The following is a 19,857-nucleotide window of genomic DNA, read 5'->3' on the forward strand; positions in this document are numbered from 1 at the left end:
ACAGCGACACCCCGCTCGCGTGATGCGATGAGCGGGGTGGAACGGACCTCGGTGGCCCGGACTTCACCCTGTAAACCTCGACAGTGGAAGCCGCTCGTCCCGGGCGAGGCATTCCGGCTCGCGAGGCCGGGGCCTCGCTCACGGTTGCGGGTCAGCGCCGGCTTCGAACCGGCTTCCCCCCACTCGGGACGTATGCAGTTGTAGCCCGGCGTGCACCGGGTGCCGACACCGTACCGCCCGCACGTCGCGCGACGCCAGGGGAGGTGGCCGGCACCCGGTGCACCACTACGGTGACACCCCGTGTGGGCTACGGTCAGGGCGCGGCGATGCTCGGCGGGGCGCCCGCGCCGAACGACCAGCCCTCGACGGTGCCCGGGGCCGGGTTGTAGCTGCTCGCGCCGGACGTGCTGTAGGACCAGGCGCCGCCGCTGGGGGCATGCCAGTACGACCAGTACGCCGTGGCGGGCGGGGTGTTGACGCACGGATCGGCCGTGGCGGTCGGCTTGCCGTTGATCCGGCAGACGAACGCCAGCCCCCAGCGCTGGGTGCCGGTCACCGTGAAGCCGGCGCCCTGGAGGGCGGCCAGCCCGGTGGCCGGGTCGCCCGGAGCACAGCCGACCTGGACGCCACCGCCGAGCGCGGCGAAGTCGACCACGACGGTGACGCCGGAGGTGCCGGTGCAGGCCGCGGCGTACCCGGCCCGGGGGGCGGGTTCGACGGCGGTGAGGGCGACGGCGGCGACGGCGGCTGCCAACAGGCCGGCGAGCCGGGTGCGGACGGTGGATCGGTGACGGAACACGGTTCCTCCTGGAATCGGTGGAGCGACGGGACGGGTCACGGGCAGGCGGGGACCGGCGCGCCCGGGGTGGCGCCGGCCGCGGACAGCCGGGCGTACCCGGTGCCGGTCAGGCCGAGGACGGCCTGGCCGGTGGCCCGGGCGGCGGTGCCGGGGTCGAAGGCGCCGCCGTCGAAGTCGACCGCGCCCCGGTCGGCCGGCGCCCCGGCGCAGCCGACCTGAAGTCCGGCGAGGAATACCCGCGCGCGGGCCCAGGCCAGCGGCCGGTTGCCGTCGCGCAGCGCCTGCGCGGCGAGGCCGGTGCTGTTGGCGTTCGGGATGCCGGCGGCGTTGGCGAAACCGCCGTCGGTGCGCTGCACGGACAGCAGCCAGCGCAGCCCGGCGGCGGCGTCGGTCGGGCGGCCGGTGACCCGCAGCGCCTGCACCGCGAGCGCGGTGGCGTCCACGTCGGAGGTGCAGACCGGCTGTGCGGGCAGCAGCGGGTAGCCGCCGTCCGGGCAGCGGGTGGCTGCCAGCCAGGCGGCGGCCGCCGGAGGCGTGCCCTGCGCGGTGCGGCCCAGGGCGAGCAGGGCGAAGGACTGGCTGAACGTGTTGCTGTAGTCCCCGTACGCCGACCGGTCGGTGAACCGGCCGGTGGGGGCCTGCAGCGAGCGCAGCCGGGCGACCAGGTCCACGCCGCCGACGTCGGTGGGGTCGCCGCCGCGTACCTGGACGGCGAGGGCGAGCTTGGCGGTCGCGCCCGCGTACGCCTCGGTCGTGCCGTCGCCGAGGTAGGCGTCGCGGATGTCCGGCCGGGTGACCCAGGCGAGCGCCCGGGCCCCCGAGTCGTCGGCGACGCCGGCGGCGGCGAAGGCGAACACCGCGTCGAGGGTGAGGCCCTGGTCGGGATAGGTGACGCCGTCGAAGACGACCTCGAGGCGTTCGCCGTCGACGAGCTGCCGGGCCAGCCAGCCGGCTGCGGCCTTCGACCGTCCGACCCCGGTGGGCGAGGTGGGGGAGACGTGGGCGGATGCCGGTGCGGCAAGGGTGAGGGTGGCGAGGGTGAGGGCGGCGAGCACACCGCGGAACAGGGTGAGCAGGCGGTGCCGGCTCAGGCGGACGACCATCGGAAGCGCCTTTCCGGCCCGGCGGTCGTCAGAAGCCCGGACGACCGTCGCAGCGCGGGGGTCGACCGGGACTCCGACCCGTGGGCCACGACGGGTGGGGAGCGGATTCTGCGCGTACGTCGGGTATTCGGGCTCGCCGTCGGAGGTGAATCTCGACGGCCTACCGTTGCGGGCCAGCGCCGGACTTCGACCGGACTTCCCCCGCACGCACGCGCGTTGGTTGAGTTGTGGCGCCAGTCTGGAGTGGAGGGACGCCGGATGTCAATGTGTGATCGGCCGCGCGTGTCCGTCCTCAGGCCAGCAGTTGCTCGCGCATCCTCGCGCCCGGGTTGAACCCGCCCACCACCCGAGGGCTGGCCGGATCGTGCACGTCGAGGGTGTTGTTGCGGCGCATGAGCTCACGCACCGGAGGTGGCAGCCGGGGCGGGTCTTCCATGGCAGCGAGGATCTGTCCGGCGCTCGTGATCAGTCCGTCGGCGAGGGCGGCGGCGTCGGTGTCCACCCGCACCCGGCCGTACTCCCAGCCGGCGGTGGTGAGGTCGAGCACCTCGAACACGTTGGTCACGAGAGGATTCGGGTCGGTCACCTGGTCGAGCCGGTCCGCCTGGCCGCCGAGCACCGCGACGGCGGCGGCCACCTGGGCGTACGGGTGCAAGCCGCTCGGCAACGCGAACAGCGGCCAGCGCAGGGCCCGGCCGGCCTCCATCCACAACGGCCGGTAGTTGCGGCGGTGCACCAGGAGCCGGCGGCCCGTTCGTCGGTGGACGTCCTGGGCCTGGGCCTGCAGGTCCACGTAGGCCTCGTCGGCGACCTGGCTCACGATCCGGGCCGCCACCACCACGCCGTCGTCGTCGCCGTTGAGCATCCCAGCGACGGCCTGGACCTGCTCGGGGAACCGGAGCTGCGCGTGGGCGCCGTACCGGTGCTGGACGTCGCGGAGCAGAGCCTGCTGCCGTTCCGGGTCGAGCTGGACCCGCCCGCCGCCCAGCAGTCGCTGGAGCCAACGCATTTCGCCTCGTTTCAGCAGAGCCGTCCCGGACTGCGGCAATGCTAGTGCGTCGGGCCTTCCCGCGCGCGGAAGGGGGTCGCCGAGTCGCCGCCGCGTTCCGCCCGGCGGCCTGCGGCAACAAAGGACGTCGATATTGACGTGCGACGACGGCGCGGACAGAATCACGGCACCCACCATGATCCCCGCTGGGAGATGCCATGACCCGTCCCCGCCTGCCGTTCCTCCGGGCCGCCAGCCGGCTGGCCGCGTTCGCCGCGGCCACCGCCGGTGTGCTGCTCACCCTCGCCGCACCGGCCAACGCCGCCGCGCCCACCGGGCGCTACGTCGCCCTGGGTGACTCGTACACCTCCGGCCCGCTGATCCCCACCCAGGTCGACCTGAACTGCCTGCGCTCCAGCCGCAACTACCCGTCGCTGGTCGCCACCTCCGTCGGCTCGTCGGCGTTCGCCGACGTGAGCTGCTCCGGCGCCACCACCGAGGACATCCTCGTCGGCGGCAGCGGCGCACTGGGCATCTCGTTGCCGCCGCAGCTCAGCGCGATCACTCCGGACACGACGCTGGTCACCGTGCAGATCGGCGGCAACGACATCGGCTTCTCCGGCATCATCACCGACTGCGCCGAGGCGAGCCTGAGCAGCCCGCTCGGTTCTCCGTGCAAGAACCGGTACACCGCCGGTGGCGTCGACCAGTTGCAGGCCAGGATCGCCGCCACGGCGCCGAAGGTGACCGCCGTGCTGCAGGCCGTCCACCGTGCCGCGCCGGGCGCCCGGGTCGTGGTGCTCGGCTACCCGGCGATCGTGCCGGACAGCGGCTACGGCTGCTGGCCGGTGGTCCCGATCGCCTACCAGGACGTGCCGTACCTGCGCAGCGTCCACAAGTCCCTGAACGGGATGCTCGCCAGCACCGCCGCCGCGAACAACGCCACCTACGCCGACGTCTACACCCCGTCGGTCGGCCGCGACACGTGCAAGAGCAGCGGCACCCGCTGGGTCGAAGGGCTGGTCCCGCAGAACGCCGCCGCCCCCTTCCACCCGAACGCCAGGGGCGAGCAGGGCATGGCCAACGCGCTGCTGGCCAGGCTGAACAGCTGACCGACGGCTCCCGATCTGACCCGACGAGCACCGGCCACCCGCCCCACCGCCCATCCGGCGGCGTCACGGGTGGCCGGTGCCGGGAGAACACCATCACCTGTTCGTCCATCGCCACCTACTGCCCCGTGACGGCCCCGCCGATCGGGCGCGGGGGGCGCGATCTGGAGGCGCGTCGGCGGCGGTCAGTCGGCGACGACGAGCGCCTGGGGCGCGGCGGCCTTCATCCGGGTGCGCAGCCACTTGAGCTGGATGGCCGTCTCACCCTCGCAGCGCCGTACGAGCGCGAGCAGGTCCTCGTCGCGCGCGCCGTGGGCGGCCTGGCCGACGACGGTCCAGGCGATGTCGCACTCGGCGGCCATCAGGTAGAGGTCCTGCAGGTCACGCAGCAGGCCGATGCCGCCGGTGCGGGTACCGGTGAACAGCTGCGAGTGCAGCCGGTCGGGTTCGGTCGGGGCGTCCTCGGCGTAGCGGGCGGCGAACGGTTGCAGGCCTTCGGCGTGCGCGTCGCAGCGCTTCGCCTGTCGCTCACACAGGTGTCGGATGTCGGGTTCCTCGGCGTGCGCGTCGGCGACCTGCCGGAACGCGTCGGCGAGGTTGACCTGGGCGCGGTGCAGCAGGCCGAGGTAGTGGGCGAGATGCACGGGTCACTCCTTCCCGCTGGTGGCCTGCGCCGCCGGTCCACCCGCGGTCGGGGGGATGCCGGCGTCCGGGGGCGGCTTGCTGCCGCCGACCGTCGGCGCCGGTGAGGGTACGCCGCCACCGTCGGCGAGCTTCTCGACCGCGACGGCGGCCACCTTGAAGAGGGGCTGCTTGGAGACCGGATCCCAGGCGGTGACGGTCAGCTCGTTGGCGGCGCGGGGTGTGCGCTCGTGCGGGTCCTGGTCGAAGTAGCCGTAGTGGAACGGCAGGAACACCACGCCGGGGCGGATGCCGCAGAGGCGGGCGCGGGCCTGGATGCCGCCGCGCGCCGAGGCGACCCCGACCAGGTCGCCCTCGGCGATGCCGAGCCGGGCCGCGTCGGCCGGGTTGAGCTCCACCCACACGTCCGGCGCGGCCCGGTCGAGTTGTGGGGCCCGGCCGGTCTTGGTGCGGGTGTGGAACTGGTAGACGGTGCGGCCGGTGGTCAGCAGCATGGGGTGTTCGTCGTCGGGCACCTCGGGGGAGGGCTGGTAGTCGACGGTGTGCAGGAACGCCCGCCCGCCCGGCTCCTTGGCGCGGTACTCCGGCTCGGTGAACTCGGCGCCGGTGGCGAGGTCGTGGCCGTACGTCTCGCAGTGGTCGGGGTCGGTGTGGAAGTGCCCGTCGGTGTAGAGGCGTTCGGTGCCGTCGGGGTGCTCGTCGGTGCAGGGCCACTGGACGCCGGAGCCGCCGCGCAGCTTGGCGTAGGTGATGCCGGTGTAGTCGCAGGGCCGCCCCCGCGAGCACTCCTTCCACGCCTCGAACACCTCCTCCGGCCCGGTCCACCGGATCAGCGGTCGCCCGTCGCGGTCCCGGAAGTCCATCCGCCGGGCGTAGTCGAGGAAGATGTCCAGGTCGGGGCGCGCCTCGCCCGGTGGGTCGACGGCCTTGTCGGAGATGTGCACGGTGCGGTCGACGCTGGTGAACGTGCCGGTCTTCTCGCCCCAGGTGGCACCGGGCAGCACCACGTCGGCCAGTTCGGCGGTCTCGGTCAGGAACAGGTCCTGCACCACCACGAACAGTTCCGGCTTCGCCAGGACGCGCCGGACGCGCGACAGGTCGGGCAGGGACACCGCCGGGTTTGTGGCGCTGATCCAGAGCAGCTTGATCGAGCCCTGCTCGGCGTACCGGAAGATCTGCATGGCGTGCGTCGGGGGCGCCCAGTGCGGGATGACGTCGACGTCGACGTTCCAGAGCCGGGCCAGCTCCTCGATGTGCGCGGTGTTCTCCCAGTTGCGCAGGCCCGGCAGGTCCCCGTCGGCGCCGGTCTCCCGGGTGTTCTGCGCGGTGGGCTGGCCGTTCATCTGGTAGATCCCGGCGCCGGGCCGGCCGATCATGCCCCGGATCAGGTGCAGGTTGTTGACGCCGCAGGCGGCGGCGGTGGCCTGGTTGGACTGGTAGAAGCCCTGCAACACCGTCGACAGCAGCCGCTGGGATGCGCCGAGCAGCTCGGCGGCGCGCTCCACGTCGGCGGCCGGCACGTCGCAGATGTCGGCGACCCGCCGGGGCGGGTAGCCGTCGACGATCCGGCGCAGCTCCTCGAAGCCGAGCGTGTGCGCCTCGACGTACTCCCGGTCGTACCAGCCGCGCCGGATGATCTCCCGGAGCAGGCCGTTCATCAGGGCCACGTTCGTGCCGCTGCGCACGGCGAGGTGCAGGTCGGCCTCCCGCGCCACCGGGGTGGCGCGCGGGTCGACCGCCAGCATCGCCGGCGGGTTGGGGCCGTGCCTTCGGTCCAGCATCCGCATCCAGAGCACCGTCTGGGTCTCGGCGACGTTGTGCCCCCACAGGGCCATCGCGTCGCAGTGGTCCACGTCGGTGTACGAGCCGGGCTGCCCGTCGGTGCCGAAGCTCGCCTTCATCGCGGCGGCGGCGGTGGCCGTGCAGAGCCGGGTGTTGCCGTCCATGTGCGGGGTGCCCAGCCCGGCCTTCCCGATCACGCCCAGCGTGTAGTACTCCTCCAGGAACAGCTGGCCGGTGGTGTAGAAGCCGAAGTGTCCCCACCCGCCCGGGCCGTCGAGCAGTTCCTTCGACCGGGCCACGATCCGGCCCATCGCGGTGTCCCAGTCCGTCTCGACGAGCCGGCCGCCCTCGCGCACCAGCGGCCGGGTCAGCCGGTCGGGGCTGTGGTTGGCCTGCCAGCCGTACAGGTCCTTGGGGTCGAGCCGGCCCCGGTTGATCCGGTCCACCGCGCGGCCCCGCACCCCGACTATCCGGCCGTCGGCGACCGCGATGTCCAGCGCGTCGCCGTTGGAGTGCAGCACCGACGCCGACTGCACCCACCGGTCCACGTCCGCCTCGGCCAGGTCACCGTCGAGGAACCGGTCCACCCGCACCGGCCACTCCTGCCCCGGCCCGTACGGGGTCCGTTCACCCCACGGGTCGGCGATCCGGTCCACCACGACGCGCTCCCCTCCGAATCCCGGTCGTCACACCTGTCCCGCCGTCACCGCAGGTCGTCGCCCCGACCCGGCCCTCCAGTATGTGGCGATACCCCGGACCGGCATGCCGAAGCGGACCGACAGCCACCGGTTCGGGGTGTCCGTGCCGGCCGCCTCGGTAGGTCGTCCCCGCGGTCGGCGATCATGGCCGCACGGTGAACCGACGGGAGGAAGGCACCAGCGCCGCGGCGGCGGGCGCGGCGAAGCACACCACGGCACACCCGGCGAGGATGCCGACCGCCCCGAAACGATCGATCGCGGGAGCGATGAGCGCCAGACCGACAGGCGCGAGTCCGTAGGACAGGAGGAAGTCCAGCGAGGACACCCGGGCGAGCTTCGTCGGCTCGACCTCGCGCTGCGTGGCGGTGAACCAGGGGACGTTGAACAGTTCGATGCCGAGTCCGGCGAGCACGTAGGCGGAGACGACCAGCACGGGATGCACCGGCAGGAGCAGGCTGAGCGGTACGAGCCCGTACAGGGCGAGCCCGGCCAGGGCGGTCCAGCCCTGTGCCGGCGGGCGCCACCGCCCGATCACCACGGCACCGGCGAGCGCGCCGAGGGTGTACGCGGTCATGGCGGCGGCAAGCACGGCCTCGGTGCCGTAGCGGTCACGGCTGACCAGTGGCAGGACCACTCCGGTGGCCGAGTATCCGGTGGCGATGACCGCGGTCAGCGCGGCCAGGCCCGCGAGGAACCAGGGGTGACGGCGTGCCTCGCGCACGCCGTCGGCGAACTCGGCCAGGATTCCGGGCCTGGCGACGGGCGTGTCGGGTCGGCCGGTCCCGGCGGGTGGGACCAGGGCGGCCGCCAGCCACAGGCCGCCGACGCCGAGCAGGAGCATCGGAACGGAGACGACCAGGGCCAGTAGCGCGGTCAGGCTCGGGGCGACGAGGGTCGTGACCCGCACGGCGAGGGTGATGGCGGCGTTGGCCTGCTGCCGTCGCGGCTCGGGGACCACCTCGGCGGTCAGCGCCTGGAAGGCGGGCCGGCACGCGCCCTGTCCCGCACCCATCACGGTCGCCGCCACGGCCGTCAGGGCGAGCGACCGGCCCATGCCGAACACCATCACCGGGGCGGCGAGGGCGCCCAGCAGGCCCGACCACAGCACCACCCGCCGACGCGAGTGCCGGTCGGCGAGCACGCCGCCGATCGGGACGGCGACGAGGAAACCCACGGTCCGTACGGCCAGCAGCACGCCCAGTTCGATGGCGGTCAGCGATCGGTCGAGCACCGCCAACCCGAGGATGAACGGCAGGGCCCACGTGGCCATGCCCGAGGCCGTCGTACCCGCCCACAGCCGGACGAAGGACGTGCTCCGCAACATCGAGTGCGGCTCCGGGCGGGTCTGCACGGTGTCGTCAAGCATGCGCATCGATTCCTCGGCCTTGACCTGACAATGATTGTCATTATAGTAACGGTCGCGGTTCGTCTCGTCCCGGAGGTGTCCATGTCACGTCCCACCCGGCCCGGTCGGGCGTTCGACGCCGTGGCCCCGACTGCCGGCGCCGCCCCGGGCGGCGGTGCGACACCAGCGGCCCCGGCGCGCGGCGCGGCGGTCGACCGCTGCCGCCGACGACCGACGTTCTCCAGCACGCCGCACCGACCGCAGCCCACCCGCTGACCCGAGGGAGGACCATGAACATCAGCCTGGCCGACCTGCCACCGGTACTGCCCGCCGACCACGTCGTCGCCATCAACCAGCCCGGAGCCGACCTGCACAACCACCGCGACTACGCCTGGAACGGCATGACGTTCGACCTGCCGCCCGGCGTGTTCCGCCCCGGTGGGACCAGCCGAATGCTGCACCAGCGGCTCCTCGACGGCGACATCGAGACCCGTGGCCGCGTCTACGCCGCGATGGGCGTCGGCGTCGGCGTCGAAGCCGTAGCGGCCGGGCTACGGGGCGCGCACACCGCCTACGCGCTCGACGTACACCCCGCCAGCGTGCGGGCCACCGCACGGCACTACCGCACCCACGTCGGCGAACGACCCGACACCCGCTTCGTCCCGCTGGTGTCCGACCTGTTCGACGCGCTGCCCGACGGCACCCGGCTCGACGTCGTGACCTTCAACCCGCCCGCCGTCAGCCAGCCGGTCAGCGACGACCCCGATGTCGTGCGCAACGTCTGCGTCGGCGCGTCCCTGGTCACCAGATTCCTCGACCAGCTCGTCGACCGCGATCTGCTGGCCGCACACGGCGAGGTGTTCCTGATCCTGTCCAACACCGCCGACCTGCACACCATCATCGGCCATGCCATCGGGCGCGGCTTCGCCACGACGATCCAGCACCGCCACGACTGGCACGACGGCGTCGTCACGTTCCTGTTCCTACTCACCCGCAACCAGCGATGACGGCCCTGACCGGCCTGGTGACGGCGGTCCTCGACGGCCAGCACGGCCCCGACCCCGCATCCCTCGTGGCCACCAGCGTCTTCTGGGTGCACCACGGCACCCGCCTCGCCGGCGGGAACACCACCTACCGCAACCAGTACGTGCTCGCCCGCGTCGGCACCGCCATCGGCGCGTGCGCCTTCGCCGCCGGCGACGTGGACCCGACCGTGTGCCTGGAGTACTCCGGCGCGCCCGTTGCCCACCTGCTCACCGACGCACCGCCCGAGGTGCGGGTGGCGACCCTCGACGCGTACCTGGCCCACGTCCGTCCGCACCGGGACTCCGACGCCGAGCCCGTCGTGCTGCCCGCCGGCACCCCGGAGACGCGGGCGCGGGCGCGCGACGCCGCGGTCGCCGGACTCCTCGACGTCGCGCCCGGCGCGAAGGTCGCGCTGATCGGCGTGGTCAACCCGCTCGTGGCCGCCATCCGTGCACGCGGCGCCGAGTGCCTGCCCTGCGACCTCACCCTGCGCACCACCCAGTGGGGTGACCCCGTCACCCCTGACATGCGCGATGTCCTCCACGTCGCCGACGCCGTCGTCGCCACCGGTATGACCATCGGCAACGGCACCTTCGACGAGATCCTGCGCACCTGTCACGACCGGGACGTCCCGCTGATCGTCTACGCCCAGACCGCCAGCGCGGTGGCCCGACACTTCCTCGGCGCAGGCGTCACCGCACTGTCGGCGGAGCCGTTCCCGTTCTCACAGTTCAGCGCCGAGCGGACCGTGCTGTACCGGTACCAGGCCCAGTCCTGACCACCCCGAGGGGAAGACGTGGACGAGCACATCAGCGAGACACTCAGCAGGCCGGCCCTGATCCGCCTGGACGACCGCACCACCTGCGTGCGCTTCGAGACCATGAAGATGGCGTCCGCCCTCGCCGCGGTACGCCATCTGCTGCACCGGGGAGTGATCACAGCCGGGGACACCCTCGTGGACAGCTCCAGCGGCATCTACGCCCACGCGCTGGCGCTGGCCTGTCACCGCCACGGCCTGCGCTGCCACATCGTCGCATCCACCACCGTCGACATCACGCTGCGCACCCAGCTGGAGATCCTCGGCGCCACCGTGGAACCCATGCCGCCGACCGCCAACCTGAAGCTGGACCAGGACCGCCGGGTCGCGCGGGTCCAGGAGATCCTGCGCGCGAAGCCGCGCCACCACTGGATGCGCCAGTACCACGACGACATCCACTACCTGGGCTACCGCCCGATCGCCACACTGATCCGACGGGAACTCGACGGGCAGCCCCTGACGATCGTCGGTGGCGTCGGCACCGGGGCCTCGACCGGTGCCCTGGCCACCTACCTACGCGATGCCACCCTCGACGTGTCCCTCGTCGGCGTCCAGCCGTTCGACAGCGTCACCTTCGGCAGCGACCACGTCCGCGACCCCGAGATCATCATCGCGGGCATCGGCAGTGCCATCCCCTTCGCCAACGTCCGCCACACCCTCTACGACACCCTGCACTGGATCGGCTTCGACGCCGCACTGGCCGGCAGTATCGCCCTGCTACGCGAACACGCCGTCTTCGCCGGCCTGTCGACGGGCGCCGCCTACCTGGCCGCATGCTTCGAGCGACGTGCGGACTCCCGGCGGCACGTCGTACTACTGGCCCCCGACACCGGCCACCGCTACGTCGACGCCGCCTACACCCGACACGCCCAGGCCCTCCCCGCATGCGACCTGCAACCCCGCCAGATCACCGAACTGGCCGACATGAAGCTGCCGTGGTCGCGCATGAACTGGAACGCCGCCCCGGCCCCCACGGCCGCAGCAACCGACCCGGCCCTGCAATCCGCATCCTGAGGGGCCACGGCACCGGGCGACACCGTGGGGCCGGACGGCCCGTAGGTGCCGGCCCGCCTGGCCAGCGACAAGCTCGATCGGTCGGACGGCCGGGGAACTCACGTGCGGGCCGGCCGGGGTGGGGGAGACAGGCACGGCCTGACACCATCCAGCCAGCGCGCCCGAGCGCGAGAGCCTGGCCTGCTCTCCGCAGGCCAGGCTCTCGCGCGGTCAGCCATCGTGGATTCGGCCGCTCGGCCCGGACGATGGCGGCGACGGAGGGAGGCCCCCGCCGGTCGGCGCGGGCCACCACCGCCTTTAGCCGGACCGCGAGCCGGTCCGCGTCACGTGCGCTGATCTGCGGGATCCACGGTCAGGACCGCAGGTCCCGCAGGTGCGCGGCGAACTTCTCCAGCCCGTCGACGTTGCGAGGGCTGCTGATGCCCTCGTTGTAGTCGAGGACGAAGAAGCGGTCGTTGACCACCGCTGGCAGATTCTTCGTCTTGGGCGAGGTCTTGAGGAACCTGATCTTCTGCGCGGCCGGTTGATCCTGGTAGTCGAGAATGATGATCACCTCCGGTCGGGCCTGGACGACCGCCTCCCAGCCGACCTGCGTCCAACGGCCGTCGAGGTCGGCGAAGATGTTCCGGCCACCCGCGAAGGAGATGATGTCGTTCGGCGGCACCTGCCGGCCGGCCGTGAACGGCTGGTCGGTGCCCGAGTCGTAGAGGAACACCGGGGTCCGGGTGCTCGGGGCCTGAGCCCTGACCGCCTCGACCCGTCGCTTCATGTCGGCCACCACGGCGGCAGCCCGCTGTTGCACACCGAAGATCTGGCCGAGTCGCTCCAGGTCGGTGTAGAGGCCGTCGAACGGGGCGTGCCGCTCGGGATGGTTCGGATAGTTGAAGCAGGACTCGGCGTGCATGAAGCTCTGGATGCCCAGCCCGTCGAGGATCTCCGGAGAGGTGCCGCGCTTGTCGCTGAGCCCGGAGTTCCAGCCGGCGACGACGAAGTCGGCCTTGGCCTCCACCAGGAGTTCCCGGTTGAGCAGGTCATCGCTGAGGAACTTCACCTTGGCGTACTCGGCGGCCCAGGGGGACTCGGTCACCGGCGGATTGGCCGGTGGCATCACGTACCCGTGGACGTGCTCGGTGAGGCCGAGGGCGAACATCTTGTCGGCGCTACCGCCCTCGTAGACGACGGCGCGTCGCGGGGTGGTGTATTCCACCGGTTCGCCGCACCGGTTGACGGTGACCTTCTGCACCCCGCTTCCGCTCGGCTCGACCTCGGCACCACAGCCGGCGAGCAGCGCCGTGGCGGTCAACGACGCCAATGCGGTACGGACTGCGGTTCGCCGTCGGGAGACGGTCCCGTTCATCTGCGGATTCCTTTCGAAGATTGTGCTGATTCCAGGGAGTGGAGCAGTTGTGGATGACCGGTCAGCGGGTGCGCCACGACGCTGACCGCGACGCCGAACACCTCGCGGACCAGATCGGCGGTCAGGACCTCGGCGGGAGTTCCGGTGGCGACGAGCCGGCCTCCGGACAGCACGCCGAGCCGGTCGCAGGCCGCTGCGGCGAGGTTCAGGTCGTGCAGCACGACGAGGACGGTGAGCCCTGAGCCGCGCAGCAGGGACAGCAGTTCGATCTGGTGCCGGACGTCCAGGTGGTTGGTCGGCTCGTCGAGCACCAGGATCTGCGGCTCCTGCACGAGGGCGCGGGCGACGAACACCCGTTGCCGCTCACCGCCCGACAGCGCGAGCATCCCCCGGTCGGCCAGGTGCAGCACGTCGAGCTGTGCCATGGCCCATCGACACAGGCCTCGCTCCCGCTCGCTGAGCGGCTGGTTGCCGCGCAGGTGCGGGGCACGACCGAGAGCCACCGTCTCGGCAACGGTGAAGTCGAGGTCCGTACCGCCGTCCTGGGTGAGCGCGGCGACCGACCTGGCGCTGCGGCGTAGCTTCAGGGTGGACAGGTCGTCGGAGCCGAGCCACACCACGCCGCGGCTCGGCCGCAGCGCCCGGTAGACGCAGCGCAACGCAGTCGACTTGCCGGACCCGTTCGGTCCGATCAGTCCGACGATCCGCCCGTCCGGCACGTCGAGCGACAGGTCCCGGACGATGACGTTCCCGTCGATCTCCACCGTGACGCCGTCGAGTCGAAGGTCCATCACCGGCCGCCGAACAGGTAGCCACGACGGCGCATCAGCGCGAGGAACACCGGTACGCCGATCAGAGCGGTGATCACGCCCAGTGGCAGCTCCCGGGGAGCCACCAGGGTGCGGGAGACCAGGTCGACCCAGACCATGAACACGGCACCGGCCAGCGGCGCGACGACCAGCACCCGGTGGTGCGAGGCGCCGACCACGATCCGGACCAGGTGCGGCAACACCAGGCCGACGAACGCGACCGCTCCGCTGACCGCCACCATCGCACCGGTGACCAGTGAGGTGACGACGAACAGTCGCCGACGTACCCGGGTCGTGTCGACGCCCAGGCTGAGGGACGCCTCGTCGCCGAAGGTCAGCACGTCGAGGGTGCGGCTGTGCCGGTGCAGGACGACCCCTCCGACGAGGACGGTGGCCGCGGCCACCGGCAGGCCGCCCCAGGTCGCGGCGCCGAAGCTGCCCATGGACCAGAACAGCATGGTGGCGGTCGCCTCGCTGTCCGGTGTGAAATAGATGATCACCGCCATCAGCGCCTGGAAGCCGAACGACATGACCACGCCGGTCAGCACGAGGCGCAGAGGCGTGATGCCGGTGCGGCTGTACGCGGCCAGGTAGACCAGCGCCGCGGCGGCCATCGCGCCGAGGAAGGCGCCGGCGGAGACCGCGTAGATGCCGAGCGCGCCGAGTCCGCCGGCGACCGTGACCGAGACGGCGCCGACCGAGGCGCCGGAGGAGACCCCGAGCACGTACGGATCGGCCAGGGCGTTGCGCACCAGGGACTGGATCGCCACACCGACCGCGGACAGGCCCGCCCCGACGATCGCCGCGAGCAACACCCGTGGCGTGCGGATCTGCCAGATGATCTGGTACGTGGTCACCTCGTCGGCGTGGATGCGGCCGCCGGTGAGCGCGGCCCAGAGGTACCGGGCCGTCTCGCCGGGCGGGATGGCGACCGGTCCGAGGCCGATCACCACCACGAGCGAGACGGCCAGCAGGACCAGCAGAGCGGCCACCGTGCCACCCGTTCGCGGTGACGGACGAGGGGCGCCGGCGGCAGGGGCGTCCGGGTCGACCACGAGGTCGACGGTCGTGGAGGGCGTCACGCCGAATCACTCTCCCGGTAACGAAATCCATTGTCAAATGCGTATCGTGGCACGTGACCTGGGCGTTGAACCCGTACCGCCGGGGCCGTGCCCCCGACGACTCGGCGACCCGACGGGGCCGGGGGCCGGCGGCAGTCAGGAGGCGAGGTCGGCGCCCTTGTCGCGGTGGACGACGGGTCGGTGCCGGGGGTGGATCTCTGGCTTCATGCACGTCGTGCTCCTTCGGTGTCGGTGCCGGTCAGCTCCGCCCCGCCGAGGGGGAAGCAGCCGGCGAACGGGTCGTGGTAGGTCCGCCAGACCTCCTCGCCGTCGGCGAGTTCGGCGTCGGTCAACAGGCACTCGGCGAGGGCACGGTGCAGCTCGACGGGATCGACGTCGAGGCCGATGAAGACCAAGTGCTGGTGCCGGTCGCCGTAGTAGGGGTCCCACTCCAGGGCGGCGGCGAGCCGGCGCTGATCGCAGACGTGCTCCCAGCCGGGTTCGGGCAGGCTCACCAGCCAGTGCCCGAGGGATCCCATCGCCAGGCCGCCGCCGGCGAACTCCCAGGCCACGACGGTGTCGGGTTGGCTGGCCAGCCAGAGGTGGCCCCGGGAGCGGAGCACGTCGGCGTTCACGTCCTCCAGGACGTCGTGCAGCCGCCGCGGGTGGAACGGGCGACGGGCGCGGAAGACGGCGGAGACGACCCCGCAGTCGGCCTCCGGCTCGTGCGTGCCCAGCGCGAAGCCCTGTAGGCCCCGGGTGAGGACGCCGGGGGTCTCCGGCCGGTGCCGGTGGGTGTGGCGCAGTTGGCGGGTGAGCGCGTCGGCGTCGACGAGATCGCCGTCGACCCGGAAGTGCGCCGCCCACGGCGCCATCCGCTGGAGCAGGACCGCGATCCTGCCGGTGTCGAACTCTCCCTCCCGGGACCGCCCCCAGAGCACCAGGGTGTCGGCGTACTCGATCTGCCGGACCACGACGTCGGCGAGACCGCGGTGGTCGTCCTCGGCGGCCTGGATGCCGAGCGTGGCGAGGTCGTCGGTGCTGGCCAGGCCGTCGAGCAGGTGCTCGGCGTCGAGGACGGTGACGTAGGAGTCGACCTGGATGAGGTCGGTGACCGGTGTGCCGTCGACGAGGTGGTGGGCGCAGGCGGCGGCGACCGCCTCGGGTTCCACCACCTCGGGCAGCATCAGCACCAGGTCCTGGCCGGGGTTGTCCCGGGTGAGCCGAGCGAGGGTGGGCAGCACGTCCTCCCGCAGCGTGCAGGAGGCGCAGCCGTGCGCCAGGGCGATCCGCTCGTCCTCGACGATGCCGGTGCCGGTGCGGACCACCCGGCGGACGACGCCGTCGCGAATGCCGGCGAGGTCGTGTCGCACCAGCAGCAGCGACGGGTCGGCGGCGAGCAGCGTGCGGGCGACGGCGAAGGTCGCCGCCGGCCAGAACCCGGACAGCACGGTCAGCGACGGGCGGTTACCGGCGTCGGCTGTCTCGACGCGGATCGGGGCCTGCGGGGACGACGTCATCATGTTCCTCTCGGCTTAATGAAAACGATTGTCATTCTATGCAGACGGCGGTCGCTGACGCGAGTCGCGCCCCGGTCCGGGCTGATCGCGCGGCTGTCGGGTGACGGTGATCCCCGTCGGTGCCGGCCGTCGCGTCGGGTCTCGCCCCGGCGCGGATCCGACCGGACGGATGATGTAGAAATGAAAACCGTTGTCATTGCCCTGCATCACCTGAGCAAGGAGCGATCACTGTGTCCAGACGTTGTGACGTCACCGGCACGCGTCCGAGTTTCGGCAACGCCGTGTCCCACTCCCACCGGCGCACCCGCCGCCGCTGGAACCCGAACCTGCAGAACCACCGCTACTGGCTGCCGTCGGAGCGACGGTGGATCGGCCTGACCCTGACGGCCAAGGCACTGAAGACCGTCGACCGCAAGGGCATCGAGCGCGTGGTCGCCGAGCTGCGCGGCCGGGGAGTGCGGCTCTGATGGCCCGGCAGACCGACGTACGCCCGATCGTCCGGCTGCGCAGCACCGCCGGCACCGGCTACACGTACGTGACCCGCAAGAACCGCCGCAACGACCCGGACCGGCTGGTGCTGCGCAAGTACGACCCGGTCGTACGCCGGCACGTCGAGTTCCGCGAGGCACGCTGATGGCCCGCAAGAGCCTCGGCCGTCGGCAGGCGCGCCGCGAGACCCTCGTCGCCCGGCACGCCGAGGCGCGGGACGAGCTGAAGCGGGCGGTCGCCCACCCGGACACCGACCCGGACGTACGAGCCGACGCGGCACGTCGACTCAACCGCCTGCCCCGGGACTCCAGCCCCGTACGACTGCGCTCCCGCGACCAGATCGACGGCCGCCCGCGCGGCGTGCTGTCCCGGTTCGGACTGTCCCGGGTGCGGTTCCGTGAGCTGGCCCTGCGCGGTGAGCTGCCCGGGGTGCGCAAGGCGTCGTGGTGACGGCACCGCGCCCCGCCCGCGACGGGGGAGGCGCGGTGGCGCTCGGTCGCATCAGCCTGCGGGCGCAGCGCCGGCCTACACTCCTGGCCGATCTGCGGGAAGCTTGACCGGCGCGCCAGGATTGCGCCAGACACGAGGCGGAGGTGCGCGTGCGGTTCGAGGTACTGGGCCCGGTGCGGGTGTGCACGCCGGACGGCGAGGCGGCCCTGGCGCCGAAACCACGGGCACTGCTCGCCGTGCTGCTCGCCGCGGGTGGCCGGTCGGTCACGAACGAACGACTGCTGGCCGAGCTGTGGCCGGCGGGCGTCCCGTCGACGGCCATGGCGACGTTGCAGATGCACGCCTCGGCGCTTCGCAAGGTGGTGGGCGACCGGTTGCGCACCACCTCCGGCGGCTATCGGCTCGACCTGACCGACGCCACCCTCGACGCCGCCGAGTTCGAGCAGACGGGGGCGCTCGGGCTGTGGCGTGGCGACGCGTACGACGGGGTGCGGGCCGGACACTCCGTGGCAGCGGCGGCCGCCCGGCTCGCCGAGCTGCGGCTCACGGCCCTGCTCGACTGGGCGCGGCGGGCACTGGCGGGAGGCCGGCACGTCGCGGCGGCCACCGAACTGGCCGGTTGGGTCGCCGAACAGCCCACCGCCGAGGTGCTCGTCCGGCAGTTGATGCTCGCGCTGTACCGGTCCGGCCGGGCCGGCGACGCGCTGACCGCGTACGACGATGTCACCGCCGCCCTCGGCGAGCTGGGCGCCCGCCCCGGCCCGGAACTCGGCGCGCTGGCCGCCGCCGTACGCCGGCGGGACCCCACCCTCGACCGGCCGGCGCCCGGGGTGCCCGCGCGGCGCAACCGGTTCGTCGGCCGCCGCTTCGAACTGGACCGGGCGATCGACCTGCTCGGCGCCGCCCGGCTGCTGACCATCGTCGGACCGGGCGGCGCCGGCAAGACCCGGCTCAGCCTGGAGCTGGCACGCGAGGTGGCCGAGGACCACGACGCGGTGCACGTCGTCGAGCTGGCCGAGCACCGCGACGGCCCGCTCGACGCCCGGCTCGCCGCGGCCACCGGCATCCGCGAGGAGCCCGGCGTGGCGGTGCGCGACACGGTCGTCCGGCAGCTGACCGGCCGCGTCCTGGTGGTGCTGGACAACTGCGAGCACGTCCGGGCGGACGCGGCGGCACTCGCCCACGCGCTGCTCGCCGCCTGCCCCGGCCTGCGACTGGTGGCGACCAGCCGGGAGCAGCTCGGCCTCAGTGGGGAGGTGATCCTCACGCTGGGCGGGCTCGCCACGCCGCCCCCCGGCGCGACCGATCCACGCACGGACGCGATGCGGCTGCTCGCCGACCGGGTGGCCGCGGCGCGCGGTGGCGCCGGACTGGCCCCGGCCGAGCAACCCGTGGCCGCCGAGCTGTGCCGCCGGCTCGACGGACTGCCGCTCGCCATCGAGCTGGCCGCCGCCCGGCTGCGCGCGGTGCCGCTCTCCGAGATCATGTCGCGCCTCGACCGGCGCCTCGACCTGCTGACCGGCACGTCGCCGGTGCCCCGGCACCGGACCATGCGAGCGGCCATCGACTGGGGCTACGACCTGCTCGACGAGCCGCAGCAGAAACTGCTGCGGCAGCTCGGCGTGTTCGCCGGCGGCTTCGACCTGGCGGGCGCGGCCGAGGTGGCCGGCGGGGACCCGCTCGACCCGCTGACCCAACTGGTCGACCGGTCCATGGTGGAGTTCGGGCAGGGCCGCTACCGCCTGATCGAGACCATCCGCGAGTACGCCCGCGAACGACTCGACCCGGTCGAGCGCGCCGAGGCGTACGGCAGGCTGGTCTCCGGCTGGGAGCGCCGGCTCGCGTCGCCGCCGCCGCTGGACGGCCCGGCGCACACCGAGTGGCTGGCCGGCATCGGCGCCGACCACGACACGATCGTGGCCGCGCTCGACTGGACGCTGCGCGACGGCGACCCCACGAAAGGGCTGGGCATCGCCGCGGCGATGTGGTGGTACTGGTGGGTCGCCGGCCGGATGGCCGAGGGCCGGGCCTGGCTCGACCGCGCGCTGGCCGCCGCCCCGCCGGCACCGTCCGCCCTGCGCGCCCGGGCGTTGCGGGCCGCCGCGGCGCTGGCCCGCAACTCCGGTGACCTGCCGGCGGCCCGCCGGCTGGGCGAGCAGGGCCTGACCACGTTCCGCGAGCTCGGCGACCGGACCGGCATGGTCGCGGCGCTGAACAATCTGCTGATCACCGCTCAGGCGCAGGAGGACTACCCGGCATCGCTCGCGTTCGGCTACGAGGCGCTGCGGATCGCCGAGGACCAGTCCGACGCCCGGATGGTCGCGGCGGCGTCCAACAACACCGCGGGCACGCTGCGCTGCATCGGCCGCCTCAGCGAGGCGGAGGAGCTGTTCCACCGCGCGCTGGCGGGGTTCCGCGCTCTCAACGACCGGCGCGGGGAGGCGGCCGCGCTGACGAATCTGTCCACCATCGACCGGCGCCGCGGCCGGCCCACCCCCGCGCGATCGGCGATGCGGGAGGCCCTGGCGATCTACACCGAGCTGGGCATCGCCGAGGGGCAGCTGGACGCCGTCGAGGGGCTGGCGCAGCTCGACGTCCGCGACGGTGACGCGGCGGGCGGGTTGCGGCTGCTCGCGCTCGCCGAGCGGGAACGCTCCGCGCTGGGCGCCCCGAGCTTCACCCCGGACGAGATCGCCGACCGCGACCGGGCGGAGGCCGAGGCCCGGGCCCGGCTCGGGCCGGCGGAGGTGGCGCGCGCCTACCGGGAGGCGGACGCGACGACGCTGGCGGAGGCGGTGGCGGCGCTGCTCGCCGGCTGAACCGGCACGGCCTTTGGGTTTCCTTTGGC

General features: G+C 73.0%; 18 protein-coding genes and 2 riboswitches. Of the genes, 8 read left to right on the forward strand and 10 right to left on the reverse strand.

Going from position 1 to position 19,857, the window contains the following annotated elements; all coding sequences use genetic code 11:
• Positions 1-85: 85 nt before the first annotated feature.
• Positions 86-202, reverse strand: a riboswitch (cobalamin riboswitch).
• 111 nt (positions 203-313) lie between these two features.
• The 3 genes from AC0OO9_RS28655 to AC0OO9_RS28665 form a co-directional block, all read right to left on the reverse strand.
• Positions 314-799, reverse strand: a complete 486-nt coding sequence (locus tag AC0OO9_RS28655) for a hypothetical protein (protein ID WP_132237793.1) — start codon at positions 797-799, stop codon at positions 314-316.
• A gap of 35 nt (positions 800-834) precedes the next feature.
• Positions 835-1,902 carry a peptidase gene (locus tag AC0OO9_RS28660; protein WP_484513757.1) on the reverse strand — a complete coding sequence of 356 codons (1,068 nt, stop codon included), beginning with the start codon at positions 1,900-1,902 and terminating at the stop codon, positions 835-837.
• Positions 1,903-2,003: 101 nt separating this feature from the next.
• Positions 2,004-2,127, reverse strand: a riboswitch (cobalamin riboswitch).
• 67 nt (positions 2,128-2,194) lie between these two features.
• Positions 2,195-2,911 (reverse strand): hypothetical protein, encoded by a 717-nt coding sequence (locus AC0OO9_RS28665; protein ID WP_484513758.1) that lies wholly within the window; start codon positions 2,909-2,911, stop codon positions 2,195-2,197.
• A 197-nt stretch (positions 2,912-3,108) separates the two neighbouring features.
• On the opposite strand from AC0OO9_RS28665, the gene AC0OO9_RS28670 reads away from it, so the two are divergent.
• Complete coding sequence (locus AC0OO9_RS28670) at positions 3,109-4,002, forward strand: SGNH/GDSL hydrolase family protein (protein WP_484513760.1); 894 nt, start codon at positions 3,109-3,111, stop codon at positions 4,000-4,002.
• 182 nt (positions 4,003-4,184) lie between these two features.
• Here AC0OO9_RS28670 and AC0OO9_RS28675 read toward each other — a convergent pair whose 3' ends face one another.
• The 3 genes from AC0OO9_RS28675 to AC0OO9_RS28685 form a co-directional block, all read right to left on the reverse strand.
• Positions 4,185-4,643, reverse strand: a complete 459-nt coding sequence (locus tag AC0OO9_RS28675) for a ferritin family protein (RefSeq protein WP_484513762.1) — start codon at positions 4,641-4,643, stop codon at positions 4,185-4,187.
• A gap of 3 nt (positions 4,644-4,646) precedes the next feature.
• Positions 4,647-7,082 carry a molybdopterin oxidoreductase family protein gene (locus AC0OO9_RS28680; protein ID WP_484513763.1) on the reverse strand — a complete coding sequence of 812 codons (2,436 nt, stop codon included), beginning with the start codon at positions 7,080-7,082 and terminating at the stop codon, positions 4,647-4,649.
• 181 nt (positions 7,083-7,263) lie between these two features.
• On the reverse strand, positions 7,264-8,487 hold the full coding sequence (locus AC0OO9_RS28685) for an MFS transporter (RefSeq protein ID WP_484513765.1): 1,224 nt from the start codon (positions 8,485-8,487) through the stop codon (positions 7,264-7,266).
• Between the two features lie 269 nt (positions 8,488-8,756).
• Between AC0OO9_RS28685 and AC0OO9_RS28690 the strand changes: the two genes are divergently transcribed.
• The 3 genes from AC0OO9_RS28690 to AC0OO9_RS28700 are packed head-to-tail and all read left to right on the forward strand — an operon-like array spanning position 8,757 to position 11,323.
• Positions 8,757-9,473 (forward strand): class I SAM-dependent methyltransferase, encoded by a 717-nt coding sequence (locus AC0OO9_RS28690; RefSeq protein WP_484513766.1) that lies wholly within the window; start codon positions 8,757-8,759, stop codon positions 9,471-9,473.
• Entirely contained in the window at positions 9,470-10,270 is an 801-nt protein-coding gene (locus tag AC0OO9_RS28695) for a Rossmann-like domain-containing protein (protein ID WP_484513767.1), read from the forward strand. The genes AC0OO9_RS28690 and AC0OO9_RS28695 overlap by 4 nt, the downstream gene beginning before the upstream one ends.
• Before the next feature lie 18 nt (positions 10,271-10,288).
• Entirely contained in the window at positions 10,289-11,323 is a 1,035-nt protein-coding gene (locus tag AC0OO9_RS28700; protein WP_484513768.1) for a pyridoxal-phosphate dependent enzyme, read from the forward strand.
• Positions 11,324-11,675: 352 nt separating this feature from the next.
• Here AC0OO9_RS28700 and AC0OO9_RS28705 read toward each other — a convergent pair whose 3' ends face one another.
• The 4 genes from AC0OO9_RS28705 to AC0OO9_RS28720 all read right to left on the reverse strand — a co-directional run bounded on the left by AC0OO9_RS28705 (position 11,676) and on the right by AC0OO9_RS28720 (position 16,070).
• Positions 11,676-12,626 carry an ABC transporter substrate-binding protein gene (locus AC0OO9_RS28705; RefSeq protein ID WP_484513769.1) on the reverse strand — a complete coding sequence of 317 codons (951 nt, stop codon included), beginning with the start codon at positions 12,624-12,626 and terminating at the stop codon, positions 11,676-11,678.
• Positions 12,627-12,676: 50 nt separating this feature from the next.
• Positions 12,677-13,471 (reverse strand): ABC transporter ATP-binding protein, encoded by a 795-nt coding sequence (locus AC0OO9_RS28710; protein ID WP_484513771.1) that lies wholly within the window; start codon positions 13,469-13,471, stop codon positions 12,677-12,679.
• Positions 13,471-14,481: a FecCD family ABC transporter permease gene (locus AC0OO9_RS28715; RefSeq protein WP_484513773.1), complete on the reverse strand. Its 1,011-nt coding sequence runs from the start codon at positions 14,479-14,481 to the stop codon at positions 13,471-13,473. Before AC0OO9_RS28715 ends, AC0OO9_RS28710 begins: the two co-directional genes overlap by 1 nt.
• Positions 14,482-14,774: 293 nt before the next feature.
• A complete protein-coding gene (locus AC0OO9_RS28720) occupies positions 14,775-16,070 on the reverse strand; it encodes a CobW family GTP-binding protein (RefSeq protein WP_484513774.1) in 1,296 nt (431 codons plus the stop codon).
• Positions 16,071-16,300: 230 nt separating this feature from the next.
• Here AC0OO9_RS28720 and rpmB point away from each other — a divergent pair, with 230 nt between their 5' ends.
• From rpmB to AC0OO9_RS28740, 4 genes are all read left to right on the forward strand, one after another.
• Positions 16,301-16,537: a 50S ribosomal protein L28 gene (gene rpmB, locus AC0OO9_RS28725; RefSeq protein WP_484513776.1), complete on the forward strand. Its 237-nt coding sequence runs from the start codon at positions 16,301-16,303 to the stop codon at positions 16,535-16,537.
• Positions 16,537-16,704, forward strand: coding sequence for a 50S ribosomal protein L33 (rpmG, locus tag AC0OO9_RS28730; protein WP_013287204.1), 168 nt, complete (start codon positions 16,537-16,539; stop codon positions 16,702-16,704). The genes rpmB and rpmG overlap by 1 nt, the downstream gene beginning before the upstream one ends.
• Positions 16,704-17,009, forward strand: a complete 306-nt coding sequence (rpsN, locus tag AC0OO9_RS28735; RefSeq protein ID WP_484513779.1) for a 30S ribosomal protein S14 — start codon at positions 16,704-16,706, stop codon at positions 17,007-17,009. The genes rpmG and rpsN overlap by 1 nt, the downstream gene beginning before the upstream one ends.
• Positions 17,010-17,158: 149 nt before the next feature.
• Complete coding sequence (locus tag AC0OO9_RS28740; RefSeq protein WP_484513781.1) at positions 17,159-19,828, forward strand: ATP-binding protein; 2,670 nt, start codon at positions 17,159-17,161, stop codon at positions 19,826-19,828.
• The last annotated feature ends 29 nt before the right edge of the window (positions 19,829-19,857 follow it).

The organism is Micromonospora sp. USAFONa4, assembly GCF_057197825.1.